Source organism: Leptospira adleri (assembly GCF_002811985.1).
GTDB lineage: Bacteria > Spirochaetota > Leptospiria > Leptospirales > Leptospiraceae > Leptospira > Leptospira adleri.
In genome coordinates, this window is sequence record NZ_NPDU01000003.1 from 34,530 (window position 1) to 48,237 (window position 13,708).

13 protein-coding genes are annotated in these 13,708 nt (G+C 46.8%); 11 read left to right on the forward strand and 2 right to left on the reverse strand.

The window, feature by feature from the left end; translation table 11 throughout:
- Nucleotides 1–7: 7 nt before the first annotated feature.
- Nucleotides 8–868 carry a ferritin-like domain-containing protein gene (locus tag CH376_RS01815; protein WP_100786525.1) on the reverse strand — a complete coding sequence of 287 codons (861 nt, stop codon included), beginning with the start codon at nt 866–868 and terminating at the stop codon, nt 8–10.
- A gap of 61 nt (nt 869–929) precedes the next feature.
- Entirely contained in the window at nt 930–1,556 is a 627-nt protein-coding gene (locus CH376_RS01820) for a lysoplasmalogenase (RefSeq protein WP_100786615.1), read from the reverse strand.
- Nucleotides 1,557–1,643: 87 nt separating this feature from the next.
- Here CH376_RS01820 and CH376_RS01825 point away from each other — a divergent pair, with 87 nt between their 5' ends.
- The 11 genes from CH376_RS01825 to CH376_RS01875 all read left to right on the forward strand — a co-directional run bounded on the left by CH376_RS01825 (nt 1,644) and on the right by CH376_RS01875 (nt 13,691).
- Entirely contained in the window at nt 1,644–2,636 is a 993-nt protein-coding gene (locus CH376_RS01825; protein ID WP_100786526.1) for a TerC family protein, read from the forward strand.
- A 90-nt stretch (nt 2,637–2,726) separates the two neighbouring features.
- The gene (locus tag CH376_RS01830; RefSeq protein ID WP_100786527.1) at nt 2,727–4,613 is read left to right on the forward strand and encodes a methylmalonyl-CoA mutase family protein; all 1,887 of its coding nucleotides are present in this window, start codon (nt 2,727–2,729) and stop codon (nt 4,611–4,613) included.
- On the forward strand, nt 4,610–6,808 hold the full coding sequence (gene scpA, locus CH376_RS01835; RefSeq protein ID WP_100786528.1) for a methylmalonyl-CoA mutase: 2,199 nt from the start codon (nt 4,610–4,612) through the stop codon (nt 6,806–6,808). Before CH376_RS01830 ends, scpA begins: the two co-directional genes overlap by 4 nt.
- Before the next feature lie 13 nt (nt 6,809–6,821).
- Complete coding sequence (gene meaB / locus CH376_RS01840) at nt 6,822–7,871, forward strand: methylmalonyl Co-A mutase-associated GTPase MeaB (RefSeq protein WP_100786529.1); 1,050 nt, start codon at nt 6,822–6,824, stop codon at nt 7,869–7,871.
- A gap of 305 nt (nt 7,872–8,176) precedes the next feature.
- Nucleotides 8,177–8,557, forward strand: coding sequence for an LIC20211 family lipoprotein (locus tag CH376_RS01845; RefSeq protein ID WP_100786530.1), 381 nt, complete (start codon nt 8,177–8,179; stop codon nt 8,555–8,557).
- Nucleotides 8,526–9,164: a hypothetical protein gene (locus CH376_RS01850; RefSeq protein ID WP_100786531.1), complete on the forward strand. Its 639-nt coding sequence runs from the start codon at nt 8,526–8,528 to the stop codon at nt 9,162–9,164. The genes CH376_RS01845 and CH376_RS01850 overlap by 32 nt, the downstream gene beginning before the upstream one ends.
- A 61-nt stretch (nt 9,165–9,225) precedes the next feature.
- Nucleotides 9,226–9,534 carry a hypothetical protein gene (locus CH376_RS01855; RefSeq protein ID WP_100786617.1) on the forward strand — a complete coding sequence of 103 codons (309 nt, stop codon included), beginning with the start codon at nt 9,226–9,228 and terminating at the stop codon, nt 9,532–9,534.
- Nucleotides 9,535–9,545: 11 nt separating this feature from the next.
- The gene (locus tag CH376_RS01860; protein WP_100786616.1) at nt 9,546–12,074 is read left to right on the forward strand and encodes a TonB-dependent receptor plug domain-containing protein; all 2,529 of its coding nucleotides are present in this window, start codon (nt 9,546–9,548) and stop codon (nt 12,072–12,074) included.
- A 65-nt stretch (nt 12,075–12,139) separates the two neighbouring features.
- Nucleotides 12,140–12,589, forward strand: a complete 450-nt coding sequence (locus tag CH376_RS01865; protein ID WP_420843516.1) for a hypothetical protein — start codon at nt 12,140–12,142, stop codon at nt 12,587–12,589.
- Between the two features lie 65 nt (nt 12,590–12,654).
- Nucleotides 12,655–13,269 (forward strand): MotA/TolQ/ExbB proton channel family protein, encoded by a 615-nt coding sequence (locus CH376_RS01870; protein WP_100786533.1) that lies wholly within the window; start codon nt 12,655–12,657, stop codon nt 13,267–13,269.
- A gap of 17 nt (nt 13,270–13,286) precedes the next feature.
- Entirely contained in the window at nt 13,287–13,691 is a 405-nt protein-coding gene (locus CH376_RS01875; protein WP_100786534.1) for an ExbD/TolR family protein, read from the forward strand.
- The last annotated feature ends 17 nt before the right edge of the window (nt 13,692–13,708 follow it).

Sequence of the window (13,708 nt, forward strand, 5' to 3'; positions counted from 1 at the left end):
TTATGGACTACCTTTTTTTCTTAGCCTTCGCCGCCGCCTTCTTTTTCGGTGCGATCTTTTTCTTCGGAGCCGCTTTTTTAGGAACGGATTTTTTTACCGCTTTTTTCGGTTTGGCGGCGGCCTTTTTTACGGAGGTTTTCTTTTTCGGTGCGGCCTTCTTCGCTACCGGTTTACTCGCGGACTTTTTAGGAGCAGGCGCTGCCGTTTTTTTTGCTGACGCAGTCGGCGCCGGTTTTGCTACAGGGGCCGGCTTTGCAACGGAAGCGGCTTTCGGTTTTTTCGGCGCAGCCGCGGAATTCTTCGCCGGTTTTGTCTCCGCTTTTGCAACTTCTTCCGCTTGTTCGTCCCAGAAGAAAGTTCCTTGTCCGGATCCGGATTGATCGAGTCCGTTCAATTCCGTTTCTAGAAGAGATTGGTAGTTACTGTTGTAGTCCTTGAGTTTTGTAAAAAGGGATTTGATGTTTACGTCTTCGAACTTGTTCGCGAGTTTCTCGTAAAAAGAAACGCTGTTCTCCGCCTCCCGGATCGCGAGTTCAAGAGCTTCGTGTGCGTCCTTGCTTCCCGGTCCCGCGATGGTTCTTTCCACTTTGTTCATCATTCTCTGAATCGTAGAATCGTGAAACTTATGAATCGCGGTGAGTTGTTTTAAGTTCGGAAGTTCGGAACCTTCGGCTTGTTCGTACAATTCCGTAATGAATTTGATATGATCGTCCACTTCTTCGGCGAGTCTTTCGAAAAGCTCTTTAGTATTTCCGGGAGGAAGCTTTTCATAGGTGCTCATATAAAACTCGAAGTAATCCTTTTCGTGTTGAATCGCGGCCGCCACCGCTTCTAAAAATGTCGTTTCTTTTAAAGGTTTAATATTCATTTAAAGATTCTCCCGATTTCTTTGCTATCTTAGTTAAGTTACAGACTGAATCAATAATTATTTAGTTTTCTTCCACGGATTCATAGATCAGAAATTGAGCCGCGTAGTATGTCAGCATGATCCAAACTCCGATCCAAGGAATCGGAAGGGATAGAAATTTTCCCATCGCGATAAGGCTGTCCGAAGCTATGAAGATCAAGGACCCGAAGAAGGATTTCCAGTATTCCGGTTTCGGACATTCTCTGGAAGAAGCCCTCCAGCCCATTACGCAGATTGCGCTTACGTAAACGGCGACGGGCACATACAAGGACGCGCTCATTCCCGGAAGAATCCAAGTGTAGAATAAAATTCCGAAAACTGCGTACGGAATCAACCGAACGATGTGCACGGGATTCCCTACCGAAAATCCGATCGAATATAAAATCTGCGCGACCAGAAACGAGCCGAGTCCGAACACAAAGTAATTTCCGGGGAGCGCGAGGAACGAGTCTCCGAAAAGCGAAAATATCAAACCTATAAAAATGTATTTTCCGGAACGTTCTTTCCAGTTTCCTTCGAAGAGAGAGAAAAAAATCAAAATTAAGATCGGAACAATTTTTGTTCCCAGTTTGAGCGCGATTTCCCCCGGCGCAAAGTAGATCGCGAGGAAGTGTGCAACGGAAGCGATGGAGAATAACAGTAGAATCATCTGAACCTTCTTCTTGGGAATTGGGATTGTAATTTTGTACAGAGCCTGGATTCTGTCATCCAGAATCGGAAAAACAAAGAGGGATAAATGAACCAAGTAAACTCCGGAGAATTGACTTTAATTGGAATCTTTACGGTGGTCTTGGGCCTTCTCATCTATCTCGATCTCTTTGTCCTCAACAAACGAGCCCACAAAATTCCACTCAGAGAATCTGTCTATTGGTCTCTTTTCTGGTTCAGTCTCGCGATCTCATTTAGCATTCTGATTTTCGTAATGGATCACGGTCCGAACGATCCCGATGCCGGAAAAACAAAAGCGCTCGAATTCATCACAGGTTATCTTTTGGAATATTCTCTTTCCGTGGACAACCTCTTCGTCTTTATCATGGTCTTTCAGAAATTCCGGATCACGCCTCAGTATCAACCTCTGATTCTCAAATGGGGAATCATAGGAGCTCTGATCTTTCGGGCCTTTATGATTTTCGTGGGAGCGGAACTCATTTCTCTTTTCAGTTGGATCTTGTATCTTTTTGGAATTCTTCTTCTTTATACGGCGGTGAAGATGTATGTTCATAAGGAAGAAGAGGAAGACTTTCATCCGGAATCTTCTCCGATCATCAAGTTCGCGAAGAAGTTTCTTCCGATGACGCACGCGCATCACCCGGAGAAGTTCGTAGTCAAGGAACACGGAAATTATCTTTTTACATCCACGTTTATCACGTTGCTCGTCGTTGAGTTCAGCGATATCATGTTCGCGTTGGATTCTATCCCTGCGATTTTTTCGATCACGACGGATGCCTTTATCGTTTATACTTCGAATATCTTTGCGATCCTCGGACTTCGTTCCCTCTACTTTATGCTTTCGGGCGTGATGGAACTTTTCGTCTTTCTCAAAAAAGGAGTGAGCGTCTTGCTCGCCTTCGTAGGTTTAAAACTTCTTCTTCCACTTTTTTCTCCTTATGTTTTCGGACACGAGATTCATATCCCGATTCTTGTTTCCTTAGGAGTGATCGTAGGAACTCTTACACTTTCGATTTTAGCGTCCGTTCCTCATTATCTCAAAACCAAAAATGGGAATTGAGAACGGGTTTTTGACTTTACACCAGGGTTTTGCAAGGTTCCCTAGAAAGAGAACTTTGTAGGGCCTTTTCAAAAAAGAGAAACATTCAAAATGGCAAACGAGAAATTATTTACCGACTTTCCTCCGGTCACTCGGGAAGCGTGGATGGCGGTCATCCAAAAAGATCTCAAAGGCGCGGACTTTGAGAAAAAGCTGGTTTGGGAAACGACGGAAGGATTTAAGATCCAGCCCGTTTATACAAAGGAAGACATCGCTGACAAACAGTGGTTGACTTCCAATCTTCCGGGAACGTTTCCCTTCGCGAGATCTACGAGAAAGCTCGTTCAAGACTGGAGCATCCGTCAGGATTTTGATTCTTCTTCCGTCGCGGAAGCGAATCGTCTCGCAAAAGACGCCGCAAAAAACGGCGTGACCGCAATCGGATTTATCATCGAAAACAAAACTTCTCCACAGAGAGGAATCCCGGTCCATGCTTCCAAGGACTTGGAAGCTCTGATCGAAGGACTTCCCTTGGATCAAGTGACTCTTCACTTCATCGCGGAAGAAAGATCACCCGAGATTTTCTCTTGGCTTCCGAAAGGAAAAGTTCTCGTAGGCGGACTCGGATACGATCCGTTCCGGATTCTTCTCAAACACGGAAGATCGGGAAAACATTCGATTTCCGCGCTCAAGGAAATCTTAGAATCCCTCGCTTCGACCTGGCCGCATTTCCGAGGACTGAGCGTCGATTCTTCCAGTTTCCGAGACGCGGGTTCCACGATCTCCGAAGAATTGGCCTTCACGTTATCTGCCGGAGCCGAATACGTACAACAACTCCGAGAAGCGGGAATGTCCGTGGATACGATCGCGTCTCAGATGATTTTCGAATTTTCCATCGGTCCCGATTACTTTTTGGAGATCGCAAAGTTTCGCGCCGCAAGAATTTTGTGGGCCGAAATCCTGAAAGAATTCGCTCCCAAAGAAGAATCTTCCCTCCACGCGTTTTTATCCGCTCATACGTGTCGCTACAACTACAGTGCTTATGATCCGAATGTAAACATGCTTCGCGCGACGACCGAAGCGATGTCCGCTGCGATCGGCGGATGCGAAGTGATCAACGTTTCTCCTTACGACAGTATATTAAAAACTTCTGATTCTTTTTCTCTGAGAATCGCGAGAAACATTCAGCTTCTCATGAAACACGAGTCGCACGTGGACAAGGTGGTCGATCCAGCGGCGGGTTCGTATTATCTCGAATCTCTCACCGATTCGATCACAAAAAAGGCTTGGGAAATTTTCTGCGAAATCGAATCCGCCGGCGGATTCTTAGAAGCCGTAAAAAAAGGAATCGTCCAAAAGAAAATCTCCGAATCCAGAAAGAAGAAGGAAGACAACCTCGCGATCCGAAAAGAAATCCTTCTCGGAACCAATCAATATCCGAATGGAGAAGATAAAATTTCGGTGAGCAAACTCAACGTGCACGGACTTTCGGGAACGATCGAATCGGCCGCGGGAGAAATCACCTGCGAAGTGATTCCCGAATTCAGAGCGGGCGCGGGAATCGAAGAGATTCGCATCAAGACCGAAAGTTTTGCAAAGAAGAACGGAAAAACTCCGACGGTACTTTTGCTTCCGATGGGAGACTTGAAGATGAAAAAAGCGAGAGCCATCTTCTCCCAAAACTTTCTCGCCTGCGCGGGTTACAAGGTGATCGATCCGGGAAGTTATGCGACACCGAAAGAAGCCCTGCAGGGTTTGAAGGAAACGGGCGCGGACGTCGTAGTCTTTTGTTCCAGCGACGAAGAAATTTCCGGGCTTGTCGATTCCGTCTTTGCTATTCTTAGAAAACAAAACGCAAACCTACTGGGAATCGTAGCGGGAAATCCCGTGGAACAAATCGAATCTCTCAAAGCAAAAGGAATCGAATTGTTTATCCACGTAAAATCCCAACATTTAGAAACTCTGAAAAACATTCAGAAAAGGCTGGGTATCCAATGAAACGTCCGAGTTTTGATTCAAAACGTTATGCGCCACAGGGAAACGGAAAGGTTTCCAAATCCGATTGGGAAAAGGCCGCGCTTGACGAGTTAGGCTTGGGTTCCATCGATCCGAAGATCTGGAACACTCCCGAAAAAATTCCCGTAAAACCGGTTTATACCGCGGAAGATCTGGCCGGGATGGAACACCTCGACTACGGCGCGGGAATTCCTCCTTACTTACGCGGGCCTTATTCCACGATGTATGTCCAACAACCTTGGACGATCCGTCAATACGCCGGATTTTCCACTGCGGAAGAATCGAACGCGTTCTACCGTAGAAACTTGGCGGCCGGACAAAAAGGTCTTTCGGTCGCGTTCGACTTGGCGACTCACAGAGGATACGATTCCGATCACGAACGTGTGGTCGGCGACGTCGGTAAGGCCGGCGTTGCGATCGATTCAATTCTCGATATGAAAATTTTATTCGATCAGATTCCTCTGGATCAGATGTCGGTTTCGATGACGATGAACGGTGCGGTGATTCCTATATTAGCGTTTTATATTGTAGCCGCGGAAGAACAAGGCGTGAGCGCGGATAAACTTTCCGGAACGATTCAAAACGACATTCTGAAGGAGTTTATGGTTCGGAATACGTATATCTATCCGCCCGCTCCTTCGATGAAGATCATCGCCGACATTTTCAAATACACTTCGGACTTCATGCCTAAGTTCAACTCGATTTCGATTTCCGGTTATCACATGCAGGAAGCCGGAGCGACCGCGGACATAGAACTCGCCTACACTCTCGCGGACGGACTCGAATATCTTCGAACCGGGATCAAAGCGGGAATGGACGTGGATACGTTTGCGCCTCGTTTGTCTTTTTTCTGGGCGATCGGGATGAATCACTTTATGGAAATCGCAAAGATGAGAGCCGGTCGTCTTCTCTGGGCGAAACTCGTAAAACAATTCAATCCTAAGAATCTAAAGTCCCTTGCGCTCCGAACTCACTGCCAGACATCCGGCTGGAGTTTGACCGAACAAGATCCGTTCAATAACGTCGCGAGAACTTGTATCGAAGCCTTGGCGGCATCGCTCGGACATACACAGTCTCTGCACACAAACGCGCTCGACGAAGCGATTGCGCTCCCGACCGACTTCTCCGCGAGAATTGCGAGAAACACTCAGATCTTTTTGCAGGAAGAGACAAACATTCACCGCGTAGTCGATCCTTGGGGCGGTTCCTACTATGTGGAATCTTTGACTCATTCTCTCGCACACCGTGCCTGGGAACTGATCGAAGAAGTAGAAAAGTTAGGCGGAATCGCAAAGGCGATCGAAACCGGAATTCCAAAGATGAGAATCGAAGAAGCCGCCGCCCGCAAACAGGCAAAGATCGACTCGGGAAGAGACGTGATCGTCGGAGTCAACCGTTATAAGGCAGTCGAGGAAAAACCTTTAGACATATTAGATATCGATAATACTGCGGTGCGGGAATCTCAGCTACGCAGACTCGCGGAGTTAAAGAAAAATCGAAACGGCGCCGACGTGAATGCGGCTCTCGACGCGATCACAAAATGCGCCGGAGGCGGAGAAGGAAATCTTCTCGCGCTGGCGGTGGACGCGGCTCGCAAACGAGCCACCCTCGGCGAAATTTCGTACGCTATGGAAAAGGTATTCGGAAGATACCAAGCAACAATCCGATCGATCTCGGGAGTTTATTCTTCCGAAATCGAAGATGATCCCGATTTCAAACGCGCGAAAACTCTTTCGGACAAGTTTGCGACTCTCGAAGGACGTCGTCCGAGAATCATGGTAGCTAAGATGGGACAGGACGGACACGATCGCGGTGCGAAAGTGATCTCAACGAGTTTTGCCGATATGGGATTCGACGTCGATATAGGACCTCTCTTTCAAACTCCGGCGGAAGCCGCGAAACAAGCCGTGGAAAACGACGTTCACATACTCGGGGTTTCGAGTTTGGCGGCGGGTCACAAAACTCTTGTGCCGCAAGTGATCGGAGAATTGAAAAAGCTCGGAAGAGAAGACATCATGGTCATCGCCGGCGGAGTGATTCCACAACAAGATTATGATACTCTTTATAAGGCCGGAGTCACCGGAATTTTCGGACCCGGAACCAAAATTTCCAAAGCCGCCGCGGACATCTTGGAACTGTTAATTAAAGATTTAGAATCTTCTAAAGTAACAGTTTAGGAGAAAACGTCCTTTGAGCGGGTTAGAATCATCCGGGGTTTCTTCCGGCGGAGTCCGATCGACCGGAATTCGCAGAAAGGCCCTTCCCTCCGCGGAAGAATTCGTGAAGGGAATTCTTTCCGGAGATAAGATGATTCTCGCCCGAGCGATTACGCTTGTGGAAAGCTCACTCCCCGCTCACAAAGAACTCGCGGAAAAAATCATCGACGCTTGTCTTCCGCATTCCGGCAATTCCATAAGAATCGGAATCACAGGAATTCCCGGAGTCGGTAAAAGTACATTCATCGAAGCCTTCGGGATGCACGTCCTATCCCAGGAAAAAAAACTCGCCGTTCTTACGATCGATCCTTCGAGTCAGATCTCTGGAGGAAGTATTCTCGGGGATAAAACGAGAATGTTCGAGTTGTCCAAAAATCAATCCGCATTCATTAGGCCTTCTCCTTCCGGAGATTCTTTGGGAGGTGTCGCGAGAAAGACGAGAGAAACGATCTATCTCTGCGAGGCGGCGGGTTTTGATACAATCTTTGTGGAAACGGTCGGAGTCGGACAATCCGAGACCGCGGTGCATTCCATGGTCGATTTGTTTTTACTTCTTTTGATCGCCGGAGCCGGAGACGAACTTCAGGGAATCAAAAGAGGAATTATGGAAATGGCGGATCTTTTCGCAGTGACCAAAGCGGACGGAGACAACAAAACCAGAGCGGAACTGACTCGCGTCGAAACGCAATCCGCGATTCATTTTTTTCCTTCCAATGAGAACGGATGGACTCCGAAGGTGCTTTCCTGCTCCGCGGTTACGAAGGAAGGGATCTCCGAAATCTGGACGCAAATATTAGAATATGAGAAAACTCTAAAGTCCAACGGGCACTTTGAAATCCGCAGAACCGATCAGGCGAAATACTGGCTGGAAGAAACCGTATCGGAACATTTGATGGGTGATTTTTACGCTCGGATGAAGGATCTCTATCAGGACATGGAGGACAAAGTGAGCCGACACAAGATCAGTTCCTTTCAGGCGGCGGAGCGATTGATCGAAGAATATAGAAAGAGAAACCATACGTAAACCTTTCCGGACCTCTCCTGTATCGGAATTGTTCCCCAAAATCTCCTCGAATTCAGTTTGAATTTTCTTTTTTCGAACCGTATTTTTTCGAGAAACGAAACTTTTTTTCTATGAGCTTGTCATTCTTTCCCAAAAATGAAGATTAAAATGATCAGGAGAATTCGGTTCGCAGTGATCGGTTAAGAATTTATTCTTGCAAGTATATCTGGCAGATAGTATCTGGTAGATATAGATCCGACCGGAAGATTATTACATAAAAATAGCTTCTTCCGAGGAACTGATTTACCCCGTTGCAGGCAGGTATTATGAGATCGTCTCAGATTTTCGCTTTCATTCTTTGTTCATTGATTCTTTCAAATTGCGCCACTTCGTCCGCCGGAATGGCGACCAGTAACATCCCCGTAGCCGATCGTAAATATAAGGTCGTCGGTCCGGTCGAAGGTCATAAAAGTTGGAACACGTTCGACATGGCGATCCTAGGCATTCCCCTTTCGGAGCCTCCGATCGACAAGCTCGTCAATTCGATGTTAGCTGAAAAAGAGGCCGACGCTTTGATCAACATCCGTTATTGGACCGACAAATACATTCTTCTTTTTATCACCGTGAATCGTCTGCACATCAACGCTGAAGCGATCAAATTCGAGGATCAACTCAATGACCAATCCGGTAAAAAGAGAACTAAATAAAAAGATTTTTCGTTTTTTCGGAAACGGAATCTTTTTGATCCTTCTTCTTTCGATCCTCGGAAATTGTATGGGGGCCTCCCTCTTTTCTCCGGGTGGCAGAGTGCGTTCGCCAGGAATCTATGATTCTGCGACGATCATACGGACTTCCGGTTACGATATTCTGGAAGAATCCATCGGAGAATCGTCTACGTTTTTCGTGTTTGGAATGATTCCGATCACAAATCCGATCAGCATCGACTATGCGCTCAGCCAGGCGGTTCAAAAGGTTCCGGGCGGAAGAAGTATCGTAAATATCAAGGTTTGGCATGAAACCCACGTTATGTTTCCTTTGGGAACCGTATCCGTTTTAAAAGTAAAAGGAAACGTCATCGGAAACCGGGAAGAAGCGGAAAAACTAAAACTCGAACAACAAAGAAAAGACGCGGAAGCCGCAAAAAATCCTGCGGCGGAATCGAACTCCGCTCCTTCCGAAGGAATTTCGGTCGGAGGAAATAAGTCCTCCGATTCCTCCCGGGAATCCGGTGGAATCTCCGTAGGCGGAAAAAAGTCTTCAAAGTCGTCTTCTCAAGAATCCGGCGGGATTTCGGTCGGCGGTAAAAAGAATTAGTATGTTTGAATATAATAAAAAACGTAAGTTTCGAACGTTCTTATACGGGTTGTCGATCGGGATGATTTTGTTTTCTCAAAACTGCGCTCGGCCCGAGGTCGTTCATCCGAATGATTCTCAAAGTCAGATCTATGCGGCCGCGAGTTATTTGGCTCATAAATGCGGAACTCCGATTCCGGTTCCCTTCCCGATTATCGTCGAGGACGTTCAACAGAAGAACTTGGATCTTTGCAGCATCGCAATCACGAGATCGGAATGTCCTTTTGTTTCTTATCCTTTTGCCTGCGTTTTGCTCTACGTCGACAAACCCCTGGATGATATTCCTTGGTATTTCAACTTCCAGGAAGTTTTCGTAAAAACTAAATTATAGAAAGGCAGATGATGAAACTCATTCGAAATATTTTAGTCATTCTTCTTGCCTTTCCCGCAGGCGAACTCTTTGCGGAGGTCTCCTTTCGCGCTCGTATCTATTCTCGCGGCAAAAACTCCGGAGAAGCGAACGTTAGCGTTCGCGTTTCGGAAACCAAAAAATTCTATCAAACGGATGCGGAAGGTTACTTTGAAGCGATCGTTCCTTCTTCCGGAACTTATACGTTTCGGATTCTTAGAGATACGGGAATGCAAGAGATTCGTCAGGAAGTTGGAGAATCCTCGGACACGGTTTTGATCTATACGGATCCGGCTTCCGTCGGAGGAGTGAGCAGCAAGGGTGGAATCAACGTCACCGGTGAAAGGGAAAAACAGCTCATGTCCCGGACGAAACTCCGCTTTGAAGAAATCAAACGGATGCCAGGAACTTTCGGAGAACCTCTGCGTTCGATCGAAACGATTCCCGGAGTCGTTCCCGTTTCCGCTTTCGGAGGCGGTGCAAGTAACTACGTTTTCCGAGGAGCCGATCCCAATACGAATCTTTATCTCTACGACGATCTTCCGATTCTTTATCCGTTTCACTTCGACGGCTTAACCGCGACGATCAACGGAAACCTGATCAAGTCTATGGACGTTTACACGGGTGTTCTTCCCTCTAATTTTAACAACGCGCTCGGCGGGGTGATCGAAATCGAATCTCCCGATAAGGTTCAGAAAACTTCCGGAAATTTTTTGACCTCGCTCTGGGCGGCTTCTGCGAATTATCAAACCACTTTTGCGGGCGGGAAAGGTTATGTTCTCGGCGCGGTTAAGGTCGGTTATATCGACAAGACGTTTGAAACGTTAGGCAATCTTTCCGGCGGAAGTCTTCTTCCGGACGGAGTTCGTTTGCCTCGTTATACGGATTCTCAAGTAAAGATGGTCTATAACTTCAACGACCAGCATCAGATCTCATTCTATTCTTTGACCGCAAAAGACGACTTCGCGTTAAATCCTCCGGCGAAACCGCAGAACGACCCTACCAAGGATCAATTGGCCGCGTTTGCTGGCGGGAATCTTTCGGCGGGTCAGGGTTATAGAACGCAAGCGTTGCGTTATACTTGGAGAGCTTCCGAAAAATTTACGAATCGGATAACCTTTATCAGTTATGATCCGTTCGCCGATGTGAACGTTTCGCTCGGATCGATCAAAGGAAAACAAAGAGCGACCGGCGCTTACAACAGCATTCGACAAGACGCCTACTGGGATCCGAATAAATATTTCTCAGCGGAATTCGGTTCCGAGGTTCGTTTTCTCAATTACAAAACGACGGGTACTACGATCCAACAAACCGATCCTAACAATCCGGATCCGAACCCTTACGATACGGCGAGTCCCGACTTTCGAACCGTTCCCGATACCAATCGAGTCCGTAGTAAATACTTCAACGCTTATACTACGATGAAATTCAAGTTCGGCGGTCTCCTCATCGAACCGGGGGCAAGATACGATTATATTCCTTATATAAAGAATGGGGCTTTGGGTCCGAGGGCGCAGGTTTCCTACAAATTTGAAGGAATCGGGAAAGGAACTACGATTTTCGGGGGCGGAGGCGAACACTATAACTTTCCTCTGAGCACTCAATTTTCCGAACAGAGCGGAAACCCGCATTTGAAATTTCAGAAGGCGGTGAAATACGGCGGAGGGATCGATCAACAGGTCACTTCCGACTGGCAGGTCAAAGGAGAAGTTTTTAAACAAGAATTCTCCAACTTGATCGTTACCGATCCGTATATTACGGAAATCATAGGAACCAATCCGGATCAGTACGGAAAAATCACTCAACCGTATATTCTCAATAAACCTTTGAATTACTCCAATAACGGAAGCGGCCGTTCCCACGGTTACGAGTTTGTGGTCCGTAAAACCGCGGCTCCCGGAACGAGAGATTGGTTCGGTTGGATCTCCTACACTTGGTCTCAAACATTCAGAAATCCGAATATATACAAACCGGACGGAATTATGGCTCCCGTGGCCACCGGACCGGAGCAAAGATTGCTCGCTCAGTCCTATCATAACTCAAAGGAAACTCTGTACGACTACGATCGGACTCATATCATCAACGTTGTTTTCGGCTGGAGATTCAGTCAGGAATGGCAGTTCGGCGCAAGATGGTCTTATCTGACCTCCACTCCGATCACTCCGATCACAGGAGACGACGGAGGCGCATTTTCGAATCCCGCGAACGGTCAGATCATTTGGGTTCCTCAGTCTGCAAACAATCCTTATCTTGCGGATCATACGAACACAAAACGTCTCGCCGACTATCATCGTTTGGACATTCGTTTTGACAGATTCTTAAACTATGAATGGGGCTACGTAAACACTTTCTTTGAAGTCATCAACGTATATATGAGGCAAAACGTTTCGGGAGAAAATTTCGACGTTACGCGTCCTTACTCCGCGACCAACCCAAAACCGAGCCAAACGTTCGGAACCCTGACCTTGCCGGGTGGAACCGTGATTCCATTCTTCAATATCGGGATCGAGGTGAAGTTCTGATGAAAAGAAATCGACTCTTGCAATGGAAAGAATCGATCGTAAATCTGATCGTGATTCTTTTTGTAATGAATTGGGTTTGGAACTGTAACAACTTACCGAACGACGACGACAGTTTCAATCGTGATAACGAGAAAAGAGTGATCCTTCAATACTTACTCTTGCCTCCGACCGATCCGATTCAGTCCTGTGTCGCATCCTTGCAGGCGGCAAAGTCTTGTTTGGATAAGGCTCCGGATCTGCCCACTCCGCTTTCCGAAGTCGGAATCGTAACTTTGTTCAGCGGGAGCGCAGCGCTCGGGACGTATCAGAATTATTGCACGTCCTTGGTCAACTCGGCGACTTTCGTAAAATTTACGGATCGAGCCAAAGCGTGTCTTATGGACTGTAACAAGTCTTATTGGACCAATCGGAATTCTTCGGGAACCTGCAATCAAAGCGGACTGTCTCAGATAACGGGACTTTCCACCGGAACGTTTTCGTGTACAAAAACCTGTGTGAGCATTTCAGGCGAATAGACGATTGAAAACTGAGTGACTTCGTCGCCAGATTTAAAAAATAAAGATATTAGAGGATCTACATCATGACCATGTTTTTAGTTGAATACGGCGAAACTTTCATTTTTATTATTATGCTGATCGCAAGTATCGTCGCCCTCGCAGTGGGAACGGAAAGAATTTTAATCTTTCGTAAGAATCTCAAAAATACGGAAGCCATTCTCCCGGTTCTTAGCTCCGAAATTAGAAACGGAAATCTGGATTCGGTAAAATCTCTCGCTTCTGAAAATCCGGGAAATATCTACGCAAAATTTTCTCAATTCTCCGTCGAAAACATAAGCGCGGGACACGAAGGTCTTTCCGAACTTCAGGAAGGAAAAATTATCGGAGAAAGAATCGAACTCGAAAATCATCTTTCTATTTTGAACACGCTCGGAAACAACGCGCCGTTCATCGGTCTTTTAGGTACGGTCCTCGGTGTGATCAAAGCCTTCTACGGTTTGGGAACGTTAGGAAGTACCGGAGCAGAGTTTGTGATGAGAAGTATTTCCACCGCGCTTCTCGCGACCGCGGCGGGTTTGGGAGTTGCAATCCCGGTCGTAATGGCGAACAACTATTTTACCCGTAAGTTAAAAGTCATTCAGGCAAATTTGGAAATTCTTTCCAGAGAATTTCTTGCAAGCCTTTCTCGTAAAAAGTAGTTAGAGGAGATCGGACTATGGCAGGAACTACCCCATCCGGCGACGGAGACGAAATCGGCAATATCAACATCACTCCGATGGTGGACGTGATCTTGGTTCTTTTGGTTATCTTTATGGTAACCGCGAACTTTTTAAAAAAAGAATCCATCAATATCAATCTTCCCAAGGTGGAAGCGGCGGATCCCAACGTGGCGCAATCCGTACAAGTCGCTTTGACAAAAGACGGTAAAATTCTTTTGGAAGGAGCGGACACTTCGATCGAAAGGTTGAAGGCTCAATTGGAAAGAGATTCTAAGATCAGGCCGAATATGCGTCTGACTCTGTCTGCGGATTCTTCCCTGCCCTATGGAAAGATTGCGGAGACGATGGGAGTGATCCGCAGGGCGGGCGTTACTAAGATCGCCCTTTCGGTTAAACGTTAGGCGAAACAGGTAATAAG

Excerpts from the sequence above, each read along its gene's own strand:
- CH376_RS01825 (WP_100786526.1), top strand. The coding sequence starts at position 1,644 with ATGAACCAAGTAAACTCCGGAGAATTGACTTTAATTGGAATCTTTACG.
- CH376_RS01855 (WP_100786617.1), top strand. The coding sequence starts at position 9,226 with ATGATTTTGTTTTCTCAAAACTGCGCTCGGCCCGAGGTCGTTCATCCG.
- CH376_RS01845 (WP_100786530.1), top strand. The coding sequence starts at position 8,177 with ATGAGATCGTCTCAGATTTTCGCTTTCATTCTTTGTTCATTGATTCTT.
- CH376_RS01865 (WP_420843516.1), top strand. The coding sequence starts at position 12,140 with ATGAATTGGGTTTGGAACTGTAACAACTTACCGAACGACGACGACAGT.
- CH376_RS01870 (WP_100786533.1), top strand. The coding sequence starts at position 12,655 with ATGACCATGTTTTTAGTTGAATACGGCGAAACTTTCATTTTTATTATT.
- CH376_RS01850 (WP_100786531.1), top strand. The coding sequence starts at position 8,526 with ATGACCAATCCGGTAAAAAGAGAACTAAATAAAAAGATTTTTCGTTTT.
- CH376_RS01860 (WP_100786616.1), top strand. The coding sequence starts at position 9,546 with ATGAAACTCATTCGAAATATTTTAGTCATTCTTCTTGCCTTTCCCGCA.
- CH376_RS01815 (WP_100786525.1), bottom strand. The coding sequence starts at position 868 with ATGAATATTAAACCTTTAAAAGAAACGACATTTTTAGAAGCGGTGGCG.
- CH376_RS01830 (WP_100786527.1), top strand. The coding sequence starts at position 2,727 with ATGGCAAACGAGAAATTATTTACCGACTTTCCTCCGGTCACTCGGGAA.
- CH376_RS01820 (WP_100786615.1), bottom strand. The coding sequence starts at position 1,556 with ATGATTCTACTGTTATTCTCCATCGCTTCCGTTGCACACTTCCTCGCG.
- scpA (WP_100786528.1), top strand. The coding sequence starts at position 4,610 with ATGAAACGTCCGAGTTTTGATTCAAAACGTTATGCGCCACAGGGAAAC.
- CH376_RS01875 (WP_100786534.1), top strand. The coding sequence starts at position 13,287 with ATGGCAGGAACTACCCCATCCGGCGACGGAGACGAAATCGGCAATATC.